The organism is Gallibacterium genomosp. 2, assembly GCF_000771895.1.
GTDB lineage: Bacteria > Pseudomonadota > Gammaproteobacteria > Enterobacterales > Pasteurellaceae > Gallibacterium.
The window spans coordinates 57,635-74,542 of the sequence record NZ_JPXY01000047.1 but is presented as its reverse complement, the minus strand read 5'-3'; the positions used below and the strand labels follow the sequence as shown (position 1 = coordinate 74,542).

The 16,908-nt window shown below is 37.3% G+C and carries 16 protein-coding genes, 1 tRNA gene and 1 other RNA gene; 8 read left to right on the top strand and 10 right to left on the bottom strand.

The window, feature by feature from the left end:
- Window positions 1-151 precede the first annotated feature (151 nt).
- Window positions 152-670, bottom strand: coding sequence for an NAD(P)-dependent oxidoreductase (locus P375_RS10140; protein ID WP_245176455.1), 519 nt, complete (start codon window positions 668-670; stop codon window positions 152-154).
- Window positions 671-680: 10 nt separating this feature from the next.
- On the bottom strand, window positions 681-806 hold the full coding sequence (locus P375_RS12830; RefSeq protein WP_245176453.1) for an NAD-dependent epimerase/dehydratase family protein: 126 nt from the start codon (window positions 804-806) through the stop codon (window positions 681-683).
- 111 nt (window positions 807-917) lie between these two features.
- Here P375_RS12830 and P375_RS10135 point away from each other — a divergent pair, with 111 nt between their 5' ends.
- Window positions 918-1,829 (top strand): LysR family transcriptional regulator, encoded by a 912-nt coding sequence (locus P375_RS10135; protein ID WP_039136673.1) that lies wholly within the window; start codon window positions 918-920, stop codon window positions 1,827-1,829.
- 319 nt (window positions 1,830-2,148) lie between these two features.
- On the opposite strand, the gene P375_RS10130 is transcribed toward P375_RS10135, so the two are convergent.
- From P375_RS10130 to dnaQ, 3 genes are all read right to left on the bottom strand, one after another.
- Window positions 2,149-2,225 (bottom strand) — tRNA-Met (locus tag P375_RS10130).
- Between the two features lie 598 nt (window positions 2,226-2,823).
- On the bottom strand, window positions 2,824-4,206 hold the full coding sequence (gene yegQ / locus P375_RS10125; RefSeq protein ID WP_039136671.1) for a tRNA 5-hydroxyuridine modification protein YegQ: 1,383 nt from the start codon (window positions 4,204-4,206) through the stop codon (window positions 2,824-2,826).
- A 113-nt stretch (window positions 4,207-4,319) separates the two neighbouring features.
- Window positions 4,320-5,084, bottom strand: a complete 765-nt coding sequence (gene dnaQ / locus P375_RS10120; RefSeq protein WP_197494811.1) for a DNA polymerase III subunit epsilon — start codon at window positions 5,082-5,084, stop codon at window positions 4,320-4,322.
- Window positions 5,085-5,150: 66 nt separating this feature from the next.
- Here dnaQ and rnhA point away from each other — a divergent pair, with 66 nt between their 5' ends.
- Together rnhA and P375_RS10110 are read left to right on the top strand one after the other, a co-directional pair.
- Window positions 5,151-5,612, top strand: coding sequence for a ribonuclease HI (gene rnhA, locus P375_RS10115; protein ID WP_039136667.1), 462 nt, complete (start codon window positions 5,151-5,153; stop codon window positions 5,610-5,612).
- Window positions 5,613-5,867: 255 nt separating this feature from the next.
- Window positions 5,868-7,868 (top strand): BCCT family transporter, encoded by a 2,001-nt coding sequence (locus P375_RS10110; RefSeq protein WP_039136665.1) that lies wholly within the window; start codon window positions 5,868-5,870, stop codon window positions 7,866-7,868.
- A gap of 109 nt (window positions 7,869-7,977) precedes the next feature.
- Here the strand turns inward: P375_RS10110 and P375_RS10105 are convergent, their stop codons facing one another.
- Together P375_RS10105 and P375_RS10100 are read right to left on the bottom strand one after the other, a co-directional pair.
- Window positions 7,978-8,529: a KdsC family phosphatase gene (locus tag P375_RS10105; RefSeq protein WP_209434824.1), complete on the bottom strand. Its 552-nt coding sequence runs from the start codon at window positions 8,527-8,529 to the stop codon at window positions 7,978-7,980.
- Between the two features lie 18 nt (window positions 8,530-8,547).
- Entirely contained in the window at window positions 8,548-9,483 is a 936-nt protein-coding gene (locus P375_RS10100) for a KpsF/GutQ family sugar-phosphate isomerase (RefSeq protein WP_039136659.1), read from the bottom strand.
- A 125-nt stretch (window positions 9,484-9,608) separates the two neighbouring features.
- On the opposite strand from P375_RS10100, the gene rnpB reads away from it, so the two are divergent.
- Window positions 9,609-9,993, top strand: an RNA gene (rnpB, locus tag P375_RS12000) — RNase P RNA component class A.
- 115 nt (window positions 9,994-10,108) lie between these two features.
- Here rnpB and der read toward each other — a convergent pair.
- The 3 genes from der to rsmI form a co-directional block, all read right to left on the bottom strand.
- The gene (der, locus tag P375_RS10095; RefSeq protein ID WP_039136657.1) at window positions 10,109-11,641 is read right to left on the bottom strand and encodes a ribosome biogenesis GTPase Der; all 1,533 of its coding nucleotides are present in this window, start codon (window positions 11,639-11,641) and stop codon (window positions 10,109-10,111) included.
- 124 nt (window positions 11,642-11,765) lie between these two features.
- A complete protein-coding gene (locus P375_RS10090; RefSeq protein ID WP_039136656.1) occupies window positions 11,766-12,587 on the bottom strand; it encodes an alpha/beta hydrolase in 822 nt (273 codons plus the stop codon).
- 15 nt (window positions 12,588-12,602) lie between these two features.
- Complete coding sequence (gene rsmI / locus P375_RS10085; RefSeq protein WP_039136654.1) at window positions 12,603-13,457, bottom strand: 16S rRNA (cytidine(1402)-2'-O)-methyltransferase; 855 nt, start codon at window positions 13,455-13,457, stop codon at window positions 12,603-12,605.
- A 116-nt stretch (window positions 13,458-13,573) separates the two neighbouring features.
- On the opposite strand from rsmI, the gene P375_RS10080 reads away from it, so the two are divergent.
- From P375_RS10080 to dolP, 4 genes are read left to right on the top strand one after another with little or no spacing between them, the layout of a single operon-like run.
- Window positions 13,574-15,304: a penicillin-binding protein activator gene (locus tag P375_RS10080; RefSeq protein ID WP_039136652.1), complete on the top strand. Its 1,731-nt coding sequence runs from the start codon at window positions 13,574-13,576 to the stop codon at window positions 15,302-15,304.
- 6 nt (window positions 15,305-15,310) lie between these two features.
- Window positions 15,311-15,682, top strand: a complete 372-nt coding sequence (locus tag P375_RS10075; RefSeq protein ID WP_018346784.1) for a YraN family protein — start codon at window positions 15,311-15,313, stop codon at window positions 15,680-15,682.
- Window positions 15,675-16,265, top strand: a complete 591-nt coding sequence (locus P375_RS10070; protein WP_052121827.1) for a D-sedoheptulose-7-phosphate isomerase — start codon at window positions 15,675-15,677, stop codon at window positions 16,263-16,265. The genes P375_RS10075 and P375_RS10070 overlap by 8 nt, the downstream gene beginning before the upstream one ends.
- A 19-nt stretch (window positions 16,266-16,284) precedes the next feature.
- Window positions 16,285-16,878 (top strand): division/outer membrane stress-associated lipid-binding lipoprotein, encoded by a 594-nt coding sequence (gene dolP / locus P375_RS10065; RefSeq protein WP_039136650.1) that lies wholly within the window; start codon window positions 16,285-16,287, stop codon window positions 16,876-16,878.
- The last annotated feature ends 30 nt before the right edge of the window (window positions 16,879-16,908 follow it).

Below are 16,908 nucleotides of genomic sequence, written 5' to 3'. Positions count from 1 at the left end.
GTTGAAAGTAGAAATCTACCACTTGTTGTTTAAATGTTTGGTTATATTTAGTCATAAAAAATCTGCACCTCTGTATGTTGTTGGATAATAAGTCCAATTTTTGGGGTGCAGATCATTTTGAGTGGCTTTTCGCTATAAATGGATTTTCAGTTTATTCAGCAACGGTGAAATGTTGATGTAAATGAGCTTTTTGTTCTGCATCATCTGCAAGCGCTGCTGCTAAATCAGGCAGACTAATATCAGCAGGTTGCCCATTTTTATCCAACAGAACGTGATTTCCACCGATACGATAATGCCCTGTTGCCTCAAATTTGACTGGATTGACGGCAAACATTGCCGCTGGCGATACAAATGCCCAGTTTAATTGTCTATTTTGTTTTAATTGAACCAATAATTGACCAATAGCATTGGCAATAGGATAGATAGCTTTAGGAAACTCTTTAGTATCAATAAGTTGCAACTCAGATGACACATAAAGACAGCCAGCACCGCCAACAATTAATAAATAAGGCACAGCTGCTTGTTGTGCTGCTTGCAAAATAGATTGCATTCCTTTGTTATAATCAGCAACTAAATTCGGATTTTCCCAACCGCCGTTGAAAGCACTGATCACCGCATCAACATTAATAAGTTGCTCAGCTAATTGTGTGGAATTGACATCTAATTGTATAGCGGTAAAGTTATCCGCTTTTCGGTAGTGAATCGGCGTGACGAGAAATTCCTATTACTTGATGACCACGAGCAACTAATTCAGCAGTTACCGCTTTACCAATTAGTCCAGTTGCTCCAATTACAGCAATTTTCATATTAACTCCTTACTCTGTCTGTTATTTAAAAAACAACTTTATTATAGACAGCTATTTTATTAAAGAGTAGTCTAGTATTCTTTAAAATACTTTTAACTATTAGTTTAGAATATGCAGAAAAATTATTATCAACAACTTCTGTTTTTACACACTATTGTGCAAAGTGGCAGTATTTCAGCTGCTGCTAAAAAGTTAGAAATTAGTGCAGCGGCAGTGAGTAAATCATTGCAATCCTTAGAGCAAGAAATGGGATTTCCGCTTATTTTACGTACTACAAGAAAATTAGTATTAACAGAAGCTGGTGAAAAATTGATTAAACAAACGAAAGATGCTGTTTATGTGATTGAAGATGCTTTTGAAAGTTTGAGTAATGCCGCTAATCCACCATCAGGAACAGTAAAAATTACATTACCGCAAGTTGCTTTTTATATTGCTATCCAGCCGATCTATGCACAATTTTGTCGGAAATATCCCAATATTCAACTTGAATTGTCTATTAATAATGCGATGGTTGATATTGTGGATCACCATTTCGATTTAGGCATACGATTCGGACATAGCATTGAGGAGGGAATGATTGCCCATCAACTTACGACACCAATGCGGGAAGGTTTATTTGTCAGCAAAGAATATGCGCAAAAATATGGTGTGCCTCAATCCATAGCGGATCTCAAAAATCACCGATTTATCGGACATCGGTTTATGACGCATAATCGTTTAAACCCATTAACTTTAAATATTGACGGTGAAGAACGGCAAATTGCACTTGAATCACAATTAATTTTTAATGACACTGAAATAATGATGGATGCAATTATACAAGGAATGGGAATTGGCAGAATCTTTGACTTACGTTATCAACAGTTAAACCTACAACAGGAATTAATCCCGGTATTAGAACCTTATTGGCGATCATTTCCTGCTTTTTATCTCTATTATTTTCCTAAACATCAACAATTAAAACGAGTAAAAGCAGTGATTGAGTTTTTGTTGGGGGAGAGGAGTAAATTAGCCAAATGGTAAGTACAGTAGGTTTTCTCCTACTGTACTTCTTATTAGCAGAATTTTTCACCATTAAAGGAAGCTTGATATATTCTTTCAATATCTGCTTTTTGTAGAGCTAGAGGACTACGACTTAACAAACGCTTTTGTAAAATAGCGGCATCTGTAAGTGCAGGTATTGCAGATGATGGGATATTAAACTCTTTTTCAAATAAGGCAATATATGAAATTAGTATGATCGAAATAGATGAAATGTAGTCTCAAAAAAGAGAAATTTATACATATCTCTACAAGAAATATTAAAAAATTACTATAAAATTTTTGAGGGGAAAATTGGGATTGGTTGCGGGGGCTGGATTTGAACCAACGACCTTCGGGTTATGAGCCCGACGAGCTACCAAGCTGCTCCACCCCGCGTCAGATGTGCGTTATTATACACTCGTTTGAATTTTTTACAATATTTTTTTAAAAATTAAAGTTTTTTTGATAAAAAATAGCCAAAATGGTGTCTTTATTTTCGATATCAATATTTAATACTTTCGTTATAGAAAAAGCTATTGATCAAATACGGCTAAAAAATATTGATTTCAGATAGGCAGAACCAAGCATCAATTTACATAATGGCGTTCTTTAGCGTTATAAAAAGTTCAATAAAAATTGATAGAGTCAAACAAGCTCAATTTAGTTATTTTTCATGTTAAATTCGTTAAATCTTGTAACATTTAAAGAAATTTTTTGGTGCAATTCATTTCTTTAGTGATCATTTTGGATCATTAAACAGACAATATTATAGTATTCAATACTGTATAACTATACAGTAATTATACTGTAAAAAATGGCATTGCTTTTCTATATCTATATGATTTAAAAATAGAAATACTACAAATAAAAAAATCCCCTCTATTCGGGAAAAATAGAGGGGCAAACATTTGGAGTCATATTTTAGGGTACGGACAAGATTATATAGCGTTACATTTTATATTGCAATAACATTTTTAATATTTTTTTAACTTTTTTAACTTTTTTTCTCGCCGTGTGGATCTCTTGTATTTGTATTAGTTAAATTTCGCATCAATAACGCATAATCTAAACAGATATCTGCTGGTATGGGAATAAATACATAATGTCCGTCTCCTAAAGCCGCTTCAACCGATTCACCTTTGCGGTTAAACATCTGATTAATAGTGAAAACAATGTTCCCTTTCGGTGTCATCATTTCAACTTCATCTCCGAGTAGGAATTTATTTTTCACAGCAATTTCTGCCATTCCATTTTTACGAACACCGGTAAATTCACCAACGAACTGTTGTTGATAGGAAACAGAGTAGCCGTAGTCATAATTTTGATATTCATCGTGAGTATGACGACGTAAGAAACCTTCGGTGTAACCACGGTGAGCTAATGATTCTAGGGTTGTTATTAGGCTTTCGTCAAAAGGCTTTCCGGCAGCTGCATCGTCAATTGCTTTACGATAAACCTGAGCGGTTCTAGCGCAATAATAGAAAGATTTTGTTCTTCCTTCAATTTTTAAAGAATGTACGCCCATCTGCGTTAATGTTTCAACGTGTTGCACAGCACGTAAATCTTTAGAATTCATAATATAAGTGCCGTGTTCATCTTCAAATGCTTGCATCTGTTCGTCTGGACGTTTACTTTCAGTTAATAGAAAAACTTTATCGGTTGTTGCACCTTCACCTAATGTTGGTGCAACATTTTTTATTGGAATAACTTTATTAGGATCGACAATATTACCGATTTCATCTTCTTGCCCTTCTTTTACTTGGTATTCCCAACGGCAAGCATTGGTGCAAGTGCCTTGGTTCGGATCTCTTTTATTGATATATCCGGAAAGCAAACAGCGACCGGAATAAGCCATACAAAGTGCACCGTGTACAAAAACTTCGATTTCAATGTCAGGAACTTGTTTGCGAATTTCAGCAATTTCATCAAGAGAAAGTTCACGCGAAAGGATAACGCGCGTTAACCCCATTTGATGCCAAAATTTTACACTAGCCCAATTAACGGCATTAGCTTGCACCGAAAGATGAATTGGCATATGTGGAAAATGCTCACGAACCATCATAATTAAACCGGGATCGGACATAATTAATGCATCCGGTTGCATTTCAATCACAGGGGTTAGATCTTTAATAAACGTTTTTAATTTTGAGTTATGCGGTGCGATATTGACAACAACATAGAATTTTTTGCCTAAGGCGTGAGCTTCATCAATACCGATTTTTAGATTAGCGTGGTTAAATTCGTTGTTGCGAACACGTAAACTGTAACGAGGTTGCCCTGCATAAACTGCATCAGCACCATAAGCAAAGGCGTAACGCATATTTTTTAATGAGCCGGCAGGAGAGAGCAGCTCAGGTTTTGCATAAGTTTTTGTCATTTTTTAATTCTCTTTCTGATCTCAGGTCAGGTTATACCACAAAGGGTATAAATACAAAGGGGTGAATTGTAATCAGCGCCTGCACAGAATGCAAGCGCAGAGTAAGATTGTGGTTAATTCAGTTTATGTGGATCTTGCTCCAAATTTTGTTGCCAAAGGCATTGATCACCACTTTTTTTATTAATTAATGCAATATATTCTTGGTGTGCTTGAATTTCTTCTGTGGAAGGTTTTAGCACAAATAATTTTCGTGGTGTGTTTCTATATTGGATTTGTTGTTGAACTTCTTGTTGTTGAGTTGCTACAACCAGTTCAGTATCCAACTGTAAACTACCTTGACCACCGGTCATTGCTAAATAGACATCTGCCAGAATTTCAGCATCTAGTAAAGCTCCGTGCAGAGTACGCTTACTGTTATCAATTCCTAAACGACTACATAATGCATCTAAGGAGTTTTTCTTTCCGGGATAAAGTTGGCGTGCGACTTTTAGTGAATCAGTTACCTTGCACAGATCATTCGTAGTTAACGTTTGTCCTTGCAATGCAAATTCTTGATTCATAAATGCCACGTCGAACGGAGCATTATGAATGACCAGTTCAGCACCTTTAATAAAATCAATAAATTCTTGTGCGATCTCTTTAAAACGAGGTTTATCCGCTAAAAATTCGTCAGTAATTCCGTGAACAGCAACCGCTTCTGGATCGACCTGTTGATCTGGTTGCAGGTAAACGTGAAAATTACGCCCAGTATAACGTCTATTAATTAGTTCAACTGCACCGATTTCAATAATACGATGACCGATTTGAGGTTCGCTGGTTCCGCTCATTCCAGTAGTTTCGGTATCGAGTACTACAATTCTGTTTTCATCCATTTGCATAGTGATTTTTCTTTTTCAGATTAACGCTCTATAATTGGGCTTCATTTTAACAACACTTGTTTTAATATGCTAAAAAAAATCAACATTTTTACAGACGGTTCTTGCCTAGGTAATCCCGGAGCTGGGGGAATTGGGATTGTGTTACGCTATAAACGACACCAGAAAGAAGTGTCACAAGGGTATATACTGACAACAAATAATAGGATGGAGTTATTGGCTGCGATTACTGCCTTGAATTTATTGAAAGAACCCTGTGCGGTAACACTTTATAGCGATAGTCAATATTTGCGTAAAGGCATTACGGAATGGATCCAGAAATGGAAAAAAAATCAGTGGAAAACAGCACAAAAACATCCAGTAAAAAATCAAGATTTATGGATTGCATTGGATCAAGCTATTGCACCACATCAAATCGAATGGCAATGGGTAAAAGGACATGCCGGTCATCCGGAAAATGAGCGTTGCGATGTGTTAGCTAGAGAAGCAGCATCAAATCCATCTCAAGAAGACATAGGTTATAAACCATAATATAGGTTAGTTTTTAATGCTATTTTTATTTTTTAAATAGCATTAAAAACCATAAATTTGATTTTTTTAGCATAATAAGTTAGTATTTTTGAGCTTTAAGCATATTTTATTGGGAATTTTGATATTTCTATCTAATAAAAGTAGTTGAATTTTCTACTATTTTCTATCTTTTTAGAATTTCAAATTGTTTATTGGAATTCGCTCATCAAATGTTAGCAATATTGCTGATCATACAATCAATGAGGAGAATTTATTTTGCGTTTACTGCATTATTTAAAGTTGACGAGTACATTTAAAGCACCAATTTTTTTACCTAGTCTATTATTTATTTTGTTAGTGACTGGATTAGGAATTATTGTGCCAGAAACGACACAAAAGTTGCTGAATGATATAAAAAATAATATTTTTGATAACTTTAGCTGGTTTTATGTCGTTGCTGTTTCAATATTTATTCTGTTTTTATTATTGCTTTGTGCCAGTAGTTTAGGAGATATAAAATTAGGCACTGAAAATGAAGAACCTGAATATCCCTTTATATCTTGGATGGCAATGTTATTTGCTGCCGGAATGGGGATCGGTTTGATGTATTTTGGTGTAGCCGAACCGATTTCGCACTATGTTGCGCCATTAACTGAAAATGCCTCACATACGGAAAAAGTGGAAAATGCACTGTTACTGTCCTTTTTCCACTGGGGAATTCATGCTTGGGCAATTTATGCAGTAATTGGCTTAACGTTGGCTTATTTTAGTTTTCGTTATAAATTGCCATTAACAATCCGCTCCGGATTTTATCCTATACTGAAACATCGAGTGTCCGGTTTTTGGGGGCATTTGATTGATATTATTGCACTATGTAGTACAGTTTTCGGGGTGACAACAACATTGGGATATGGAGCAATGCAGCTTGATGCTGGATTGCACGCAGTTGGATGGATGGATGATCGCAGCTTAACTACGCTTTCTGTGATTATTATTGTAGTGATGACATTGGCAGCAATTTCAGCTATCACTGGTGTAGCAAAAGGTGTGCGACGTTTAAGCGAGATTAACTTAGGGATGGCAATTTTATTAATGATTTTCGTGTTAATTGCCGGACCAACGATTTATCTGTTCAGCAATTTTTCAGAAAATGTTGGAAATTATCTTAGTAATTTCATTGAGTTAAGTTTTAAAACTTTTGCTAATGAGCCAGAGAAAAAATCGTGGTTTAATGGTTGGACAGTGTTGTATTGGGCGTGGTGGGTTTCTTGGGCGCCTTTTGTGGGACTATTTATTGCCAAAATTTCTAAAGGTCGCTCAATTCGTGAGTTTATTTTAGGCGTATTATTTGTTCCATCTTTGTTTAATGCTTTATGGATGACTATTTTTGGTGATACCGCAATTTGGGCAGATCAGCAGTCGCAAGGTGCACTTTCTGCATTGAGTGATAATACCGAAGCGCTTTTGTTTGCTTTTTTTGAACAGCTACCGGGTTCGACAATTGCTTCATTAATTGCAATGCTGATTATTGCATTGTTCTTTATCACTTCGGCAGATTCAGGTATTTATGTGATTAATAATATTGCTTCACAAGGGAAAGATAAAGCACCAGCCTGGCAAAGCGTGTTCTGGGCAGTGTTGTTGGCGTCGTTAGCTATTGCATTACTTCGTTCAGGTGGTTTGGCAGCATTACAGACAATGACATTAATTATTGCATTGCCATTTACTTTAATTATGCTATTCCTTTGCTTAGGATTATGGCGAGGATTGATGGTGGACAGCCAGTATTTCTCGAAAAAATTTGCACACGGCAGTTCAGTTTGGAGTGGTAAAAACTGGCGAGACCGCTTAAATAAAATAATGAGTCAACCACAACGTGCTGATATTAAAGCCTTTTTTGATAAAATTGTTATTCCGGCATTTACCGAAGTGGAGTCTGAATTAAAAAATTATGGTTTAAATGTGAAAATCAAGTCATATTCACAATTACGTATTGCATTAGTGATTAAAAATGACAACATTCATAACTTTTTATATGGTGTTGCCAGCGAAAAGCGTTCATTATCCAATCTATTGATTGAGGATGACAGTTTACCGCATATTGAACAGCATAATATTTATGAACCGATCACTTTTTTTAATGATGGTAGAGAGGGCTATGATGTGCAATATATGAGTAAAGATGAGTTAATCGTTGATATTCTGAAACAGTATGAACGTTATATGAATCTGGCTTTAGATGATACGCACAGTTTGTTGTTGAATGATCTTTCTTAATTGAGATAAAGTGGTGTGGATCAATTCACACCACTTTTTTCGTATTTTTAACAAAAATTCGGTGATGATTAGTGAAAACAGTAGAAAAATATCCTACTGTTTTTCGATATTATTGTGCCATTTTCTTTGCGGAATGGAGAAAGCCTTGCGCTGTAGTGTAGATAGCTTCTTTTCCTTGTGCGGCGAGTAGCATATCAACAATCTCACGGAATGCACCTTTGCCACCACTTGCTTTAGTAACAATGTCTACTTGGGATTTAATATAATCCGCAGCATCGGCTACGGTTGCAGTAACACCACATACATTAAATGCTGGTAAATCAACACTGTCATCACCAATATAAAGTACTTCAGAAGCTTGAACGCCAGCTTGTTGCATTAGTGCGAAACAGGCACTCTCTTTTTCCAGTTTTCCTAAAGCAAACAGAGGAATTTTTAAATCAGCAATCCGCCTTCTTAACACCTTAGAATCGCGACCGGATAAAACGGCGACTTGAATGCCACTTTCTAATAACATTCTGGTTCCTAAGCCATCACGGGCATTAAAGACTTTAAATGCTTCAACATCTTCGCTGCTTTCGCCATAATAAAGTGAACCATCGGTTAAAACGCCATCAACATCGGTGATCACTAATTTGATGTTGGCGAGTTTTTGTTGGATTGTTGACATAGATCCTCCTTAGCTTGAAAATTCATATAAGCCGACAACCTGCTGTTGATCATCGACTACCACAAGTGAATGGATTTTATTTTGACGCATAAAATCTTCTGCTTGACCTAAATAACTGTTTTGATTGATAGTTTTTGGGGTTGCAGTCATAAAATCTTGAGCCTGTTTTTGTAATACAGCCTCTCCATAGCGGCTCATTGCTCGGCGGATGTCACCATCAGTAACAATGCCCTGTAACTTTTTATCTTGCATAATTAAAGCAACACCCATTCGCCCTTCATTCATTACGGTTAGGCAATCAAGGAAGAGTGTATCGGCGTGAACGATAGGTAGTGTCGTTTGCATTTTATCGCGAACCTTGCAGAGTAAACGACGACCTAAACTACCTCCAGGATGAAATTTGGCAAAATCTTTCGCTTGGAAATTACGAGCTTTGATTAATGAAACTGCTAAAGCGTCACCTAATGCCATTGTCACTAACACAGAAGTGGTTGGGGCTAAATTGTTAGGGCAAGCTTCACGTTCAACACTGATATCTAATACATAATCAGCATGTTTTGCTAAAGTGGATTGTAAATTACCGGTCATCGCTATGATTTTATTGCCAAAGTTTTTCAAACTCGGAATTAATTTATTGACATCATCGGTTTCACCGCTATAGGAGATTAGTAACACTACATCAATCGGTTTTAGCATACCTAAATCGCCATGGAATGCTTCTGTTGGATGTAGAAAGAAACTTGGGGTACCGGTTGAAGCAAAAGTAGCAACCATTTTTTTTCCAACGAGTCCGGATTTTCCAATGCCTCCAATTACAAGACGCCCTTGGCAGTACAAAATCAATTCGACAATTTGTTGAAAATTTTCAGGAAGTTGTTGTTGTAATCGAATAAGAGCCTGCTGTTCGATTGCTAACGTATCTTTAGCAATTTGCAAATAATCCATAATTTCTCCAATTACGCAATAAAAATTGCCAAATATTTTAATCGGTTAGGGAGAAAAAAGCGAATAAAAACACAAATTTAAACTTTTACTATATTCCAAAGCAAAAATCCGCTATACTTCGCGTCCGAGTTAGCTAGACAATCGCTGGTTTATTGAAGCCCTCAACCGTGAAAACGACCTAGGGGACAAGTAGACGAGAGGAAAGTCCGAGCTACATAGGGCAGAGTGCCGGATAACGTCCGGGAGGCGCGAGCCTACGACCAGTGCAGCAGAGAGCAGACCGCCGATGGCTCGTTAGAGATCAGGTAAGGGTGAAAGGGTGCGGTAAGAGCGCACCGCGTGAGTGGTAACAGTTCACGGCATGGTAAACTCCACTCGTAGCAAGACCAAATAGGAACTCAATGGGTGGCCCGCTCAGAGTTCGGGTAGGTTGCTTGAGCGGCTATGCAAATAGTCGCCTAGATGAATGATTGTCCACGACAGAACTCGGCTTACCGGCTAACTCATTTTTCATTTTTTCTCTTCTTGTGATAAATACAATTGTGTTTTTACTGTTAAATTTTAGGTAAGCCAAAACTGCATTAATCTAAATTAAAAAGGCTTCCTTGAGAGAAGCCTTGATCTACTATCGTTTTGATTTCTTAATAAATTTCATTAAACGTCTGCGCTTGCGTAATTGGTTCGGTGTTAATGTGTTACGTTTACCAGCATATGGGTTATCTCCATCTTGGAATAACATTCTGATCGGAGAGCCGATAATTTGCAAACTACGGCGGTAATAATTGGATAAATAACGTTTATAGGAATCCGGTAATTTATCAATTTGGTTACCGTGTACTACAATAATTGGAGGATTATGTCCACCTGGGTGTGCATATTTCAATTTAATTCTGCGTCCAGCAATCATTGGCGGTTGGTGTTCTGTGGTTGCCATTTGCAAAATCCGTGTCAATAGCGATGTTGAATAACGTTTAGTTGCGGATTGATAAGCTTCGTTGATAGATTCAAAAAGATTACCAACACCACTGCCGTGTAGTGCAGAAATAAAATGAACACGAGCGAAATCAATAAAATCTAAACGGCGATCTAATTCGGATTTAATGTTATCTTTGATTTCTTGACTTAATCCGTCCCATTTATTAACAACAATGACTAAAGCTCGACCAGCATTTAGAATAAAGCCTAATAGTGATAAATCTTGATCGGAAATACCTTCACGCGCATCAATGGTAAGTAATACCACATTAGCATCCTGAATTGCCTGCAACGTTTTAATGACCGAAAATTTTTCTACGGTGAGGGTGACTTTACCACGTTTACGCACACCTGCGGTGTCAATAATGGTATATTGCTGACCGTCCCGCTCCATCGGAATATAAATACTGTCACGTGTTGTACCCGGCATATCGTAAACTACGACACGATCTTCACCTAAAATGCGATTGGTTAAAGTGGATTTGCCAACATTTGGGCGACCAACAATCGCAATTTTAATCGGTTTTTGTTCTGTTTCAGCATTATCTTCTAAATCTTCGTCTTCTTCTCTGTCATCTATAATTTCATCATTGATTGAAGTAGCTTTAAAATCAGAAAAATCAGAAAAATCAGTATCGGAAAAAGCAAAATCAAAATCTTCCTCGTTCTCTGTTTTGGCTTCATTATTATCTTCTTGATAAGGGGCAAGAACATCTTGGATTAATTGTGTTACCCCTCTACCTTGTGATGCAGCGATAGGAACAATTTCTCCTAAACCTAATTGATAAAACTCGCCAATATGTGAATCGGCATCAATACCGTCAATTTTATTTGCTACTACCACTGTGGTTTTTTCACGACGGCGAAGATATTGTGTGATACCAATATCCGCAGCAGTTAAGCCAGCACGAGCATCGACCAAAAAAAGAACAATATCGGCTTCATCAATTGCCAATAATGATTGTTCCGCCATTTTTTCTTCAATGCCTTGTTCTGAACCATCAATACCACCGGTGTCAATAACAATAAATTCCGTTCCGTTTAATTGACCTTGACCATATTTTCGGTCACGAGTTAATCCCGGAAAATTAGCGACAAGTGCATCACGACTACGAGTTAATCGGTTGAATAATGTGGATTTTCCCACATTCGGACGCCCAACTAGGGCAATGACAGGAGTCATAATCACCTCAATCTTTAATATTTACATTTAAATTATGTAGTTAAAAAATGGCGCACATTATATCGGATTTATCGTGTAATCCTAACGATTTATTGTAAACTAAATGAGCAAATTGCAAAAAATGCTATTCCAGTAGTGAAAAGTGTAAGAATTCTGCAAAATGATTTGCCCAATAATATTCGTGATGAATTTCATTTGCCATAATGCGAAGTCGAATTTGATCAATTGGATGTCCTGTGCGCAATAGTGCTTGATAATAACGTAGTGTACAATCAATATAGGCTTGATTCATATTGGAAATATATTCGGCATCGGCATCATCTCCTTCGTTTGTGCCAACTTGAATAAATACTTTGCCGTTGCGATTGAATGGATGATAATGAAGAAATTCAAGAAAATTTGATTCACTGAACCATGAAGCAAGAGAAAAAATACCAAGATGTCCAAATATCTCAGGATAAGCAGCTCCCATATAAGCAGTAATAATTCCACCCATTGAACTGCCTGCTAGCAAGGTATATTGTGCTTCCGGTTTCGTGCGATAACTTTGGTCGATAAAAGGTTTAACCGTTTCCACCACCCATTTACCATATTCCATTCCCATTCCACCAGTATTTCTTGAAACTTCACTATTACCAACTTCGGTGCGCCAAGGGCCGTATTCATCTAAACGTCGTTCACTAGCATTATCAATGCCAACGACAATCAGTTGCGGAAACTCGCGGTGTTTTTTTAAGGTAGGAATCACTTTCCAAGAGTAGCCAGAGTAAGATTCTTTACTATAAAACACGTTTTGCCCGTCGTGCATATAAAGAACTGGGTAGTGTTGCCATTGATTTTTATAGTAGTTTTTCGGCAATAAAACGCGCACGCGACGCATATGGTCATAATAGGGAACGTATAAAAAATGTTCTTGCATTTCAAGATAATAGTGATGCATAGTCATTCCTTTGCTATAGTTTTAATTTTGCTGCATAAAATGTTGCAAGCCATATTGATAAAGTGCATTCTTCTTGTAGCCATAAACTTCAGCAACAATCGCTGCTGCCTTTTTTAAAGGTAATTGTTGATTGATTAATTTCAGGCTTAATAATGCTTGAGGGTTAAATTGTTCTTCATTATTTTCAACTGCGCCTTCAACCACCAATACAATTTCACCTTTACAACGATTAGCATCCTCTTTTAACCACGCGATCATTTCTGCAAGTTGATTGCCGTAAACCGTTTCCCACGTTTTGGTTAATTCTCTGGCAATCACTAAATAGCGATCTGCACCGAAAACGGTTTGCATATCTTGCAAACTTTCTAAAATACGGTGCGTTGATTCATAAAAAATCAGTGTACGTGTTTCCGTTTTTAATTCGGCAAGGCGATCAAGGCGTGCTTTACTTTTTGCAGGCAAAAAGCCTTCAAAACAGAAGCGGTTGGAGGCAATGCCAGCAATGGAAAGTGCAGTAATTGCGGCACAACAACCCGGGATAGGTACAACACGAATATTTGCCTGACGACAGGCTCTGACTAAATGAAAACCAGGATCGCTAATAAGCGGTGTGCCGGCATCGGAAACTAAGGCAATATTAGAACCTTGTTGTAATTTATCAATTAAGATTTCCAATTTTTGTTGTTCGTTATGATCGTGCAAAGCAAAAAGTGTTTTTTTAATGCCGTAATGATTTAATAATAAACCACTATGGCGAGTATCTTCTGCCGCAATAAGATCAACTTGGTTGAAAGTGTCCAACGCACGTTGGCTAATATCGCTTAAATTGCCGATTGGCGTAGCGACAATATATAAAGTTCCGTATAAATTGCTCATAAATTAAGTCTTTTATTGCTTTTAAACTAAGAGATAAGTAAGATTTATTTGTACTCGACAAAAGGTCGAGTGGTCTTGTTTTTATAATGATAGTTTAAATTATCATAGGTATATATATGTTGAACATTCTATTACAACGAATGAATTTTAAAAATCTTTTACTGAGTTTTTTCGTAATGATCAGTGTAGCAGGATGTAGCAGTCTTATTGGTTCAAATAATACGATGTTACAAAATGAAGCCTATGCCAGCTCCGATTTTTACTTGGATAAGGCAAATAGTAGTCAGGATCAGGATGAAAAGGTAAATTATCAATTGTTAGCGATTCGTGCATTACTAAATGAAAATAAAGTGGCGCAAGCCTCTAGTTTGTTATCATCTTTGACTGATTTAGACGATGTACAACAGTTGGACGCTTCGCTTTTGAAAGCAACTTTATTGGCAATGCAGCGTGATAACAGTGCGGCAACAACCTTGTTGAATACTATTAAGTTAGATAGCCTCAGCAATTCACAAAAAGTGCGTTATTATGCGGTACTAGCTCAAATTGCGGAAAATAGTCACGATGCGGTTGGGGCAATTAATGCACACGTACAAATGGATCGTTTTATTACCGATATGCAACGTAAACAACAAAATAATGATGTGATCTGGGGGTTATTGCGTAATTTGGATAAAAATACGTTAAACAGCTTAATTGTAGATGATAATGATGTGGCGTTAAAAGGATGGATTGATTTGGCAAAAGTATATAACGATCACATTGTACAGCCCGATCAAATGCGTTTTGCGATTCAGAATTGGAAAACCACTTATGCCAACCATTCAGCAGCTTATTTATTACCGACTGATTTACGTGGTGTGGTCAATTTTGAGAATTTAAATATTCAACAAATCGCCGTGTTATTACCGTTAAGCGGTAATGGTGAATTAATTGGTAAAACAATTTTACAGGGATTTAACGATGCTCGCGGTAACTCTCCGATAGTAGTAAAAACCTACGATACAATGGCAGGAACTAATGTTACAGACTTGGTTAATCAGGCAAAACAGGAAGGTGCGCAAGCGGTTGTCGGCCCGTTATTAAAAGATAATGTGGATGCATTATTAAATGGAAATGCGATACAAGGCTTGAGTGTATTAACATTGAATACTGCACCAAGTATGCGTCCGATACAAGGTGTTTGTTATTATGGACTATCGCCAGAAGATGAAGCACAAGCTGCTGCTGTTAAAATGTGGAATGATGGCGAAGTCAATCCTTTGGTGTTTGCACCACAGAACGATTTAGGACAACGTAGTGCTTCTGCTTTTAATGCTAAATGGCAAAGCCTTGCAGGTACGGACGTGAATACTTATTACTATACTTTAGTTGATGATATTTTAGCGAATCTAAAAAATGCGACAATGAACGGTAAAGTGAATGCGATTTATGTGGTGGCGGATAGTCAGCAGTTGCAGGAAATTAAAACGGCATTGGATAATTCTGATGCGCACGATATTGCAATTTACGCTACTTCACGTAGCAATTCCGCTAACAATGGGCCAGATTACCGCTTAACAATGAATGGTGTGAAATTTAGTGATATTCCACTCTTAAGTGATTTAAATTCTGCAAGCTATCAACAAGCACTTAAAATTGCGAATGGTGATTATTCATTACTTCGTTTATATGCGATGGGAGCAGATGCGTGGGTGTTAATCAATAAATTTGCTGAACTTCGTCAGATTCCGGGTTATAGCATTAATGGTCTAACCGGGGTATTAAGCGCCGGTGAAGGCTGCAATATTGAAAGAGCAATGACCTGGATGCAGTATGATAACGGCAATATAAAAACCATTCATTAATTGAGAATGTCATTATTCAAACCAAGACAGCAAGGCGGCGAGTTTGAGCAACAAGCTCGCCGTTTTTTAGAACAAAAAGGCTTAAAATTTATTGCTGCTAATCAGACTTTTAAATGTGGAGAAATTGATCTGATTATGCAAGACGGAAAAACACTGGTTTTTGTTGAGGTCAGACAACGGAAAAGCGCAAAATTCGGTTCTGCGGTAGAAAGTGTTTCCTGGTCAAAGCAACAAAAATTATTGAAAGCTGCAAATTTATGGTTAGGATTACGGCAACAAAGTTTGGAAACGGTAAATTGCCGATTTGATTTAATCGCTTTTGATGGGGTTGCTCATCAAATCACCTGGTTACAAAATTTTATAGAAATAAATGGCTGATATTATGTTGGATCGAATAAAAGCGCTATATGAAGAGAGTATTAAAGGGCATATTGCCACCGCCGCCGTCATTCCGGAGATATTGGCAAAGACGACGAATGAATTAACGCAATGTTTGTTACGCGGTAATAAAATTGTGGTGTTCGGCTATGGGCGTTCTACTTCTAATGCGCAATTATTAGTCGCGAATCTGATTAATCGTTATCAACTGGCTCGTCCTAGTTTTCCGGCGATACTGCTCGGCTTGGATGGCGTTGTCGGTGCGGCTTTAATCAGTGATAACAGTGTGTCGGAAGCCTATCAAAAACAGTTTAATGCCGTCGTAAACAGTGGTGATATCTTCGTGATTTTGACACCGGATACTGAGGAAGTTTCTCTCTCATTAATCCGTTGTGCCAAAGATAAAGATATTTTAGTGGTTGCGTTAACCGGGGATAAAAACGATCATCTTAATGGTTTGCTGGATGAAAACGATATTAATATCGCCGTTCCGGTACAAAAAGAGGTGCGAATTTTAGAACAGCATCTGTTTATTATTAATACATTATGTGAATTAATTGATTTTTCACTCTTTTCTCATTAATGAAAAAAAGGAGGCAATAATGCGTAATATTCAATGGAAACAATTGGTTAAAGTAACAGCAATGGTTGGTGTAATAATTTTGTTACAAGGTTGTGTAACTGCTGCTGTTGTTGGTGGTGGAGCATTGGCAACCAAAGTGGCGATGGATCCTCGCACCACCGGTACGCAAATTGATGACCAAACACTAGAACTGCGAGTTGCAGATGCATTGCGTAAAGATAAACAATTAAATGAACAGGCACATATTAGTGTGATTGTTTATAATGGTCGTGCGTTATTGGTCGGCGAAGCGCCGAGTGCCGATCTTAAAGAAGTCGCTGTTAATCTTGCGCGTGGCGTTAAAGATGTCGCTGATGTTTATGATGAAATCCAGATCGGTGAAAAGGTTAGCTTTATGCAGGCAAGCAAGGATACGTGGATAACTACAGAAGTAAAATCAAAATTATTCGTAAACGGCAATGTAAAAGCAACGGATGTAAAAGTAGTAACTGAAAATGGTATTGTATATTTAATTGGTAAAGTGACTCAGTCTCAAGCTGCCGCTGCGGTTGATGTCGCTCGTCAAGTGAATGGAGTCAGAAAAGTGGTAAAAGTATTTACTTATTTAAATTAACACATAGTATAAAAACATAAACAAAAGGGC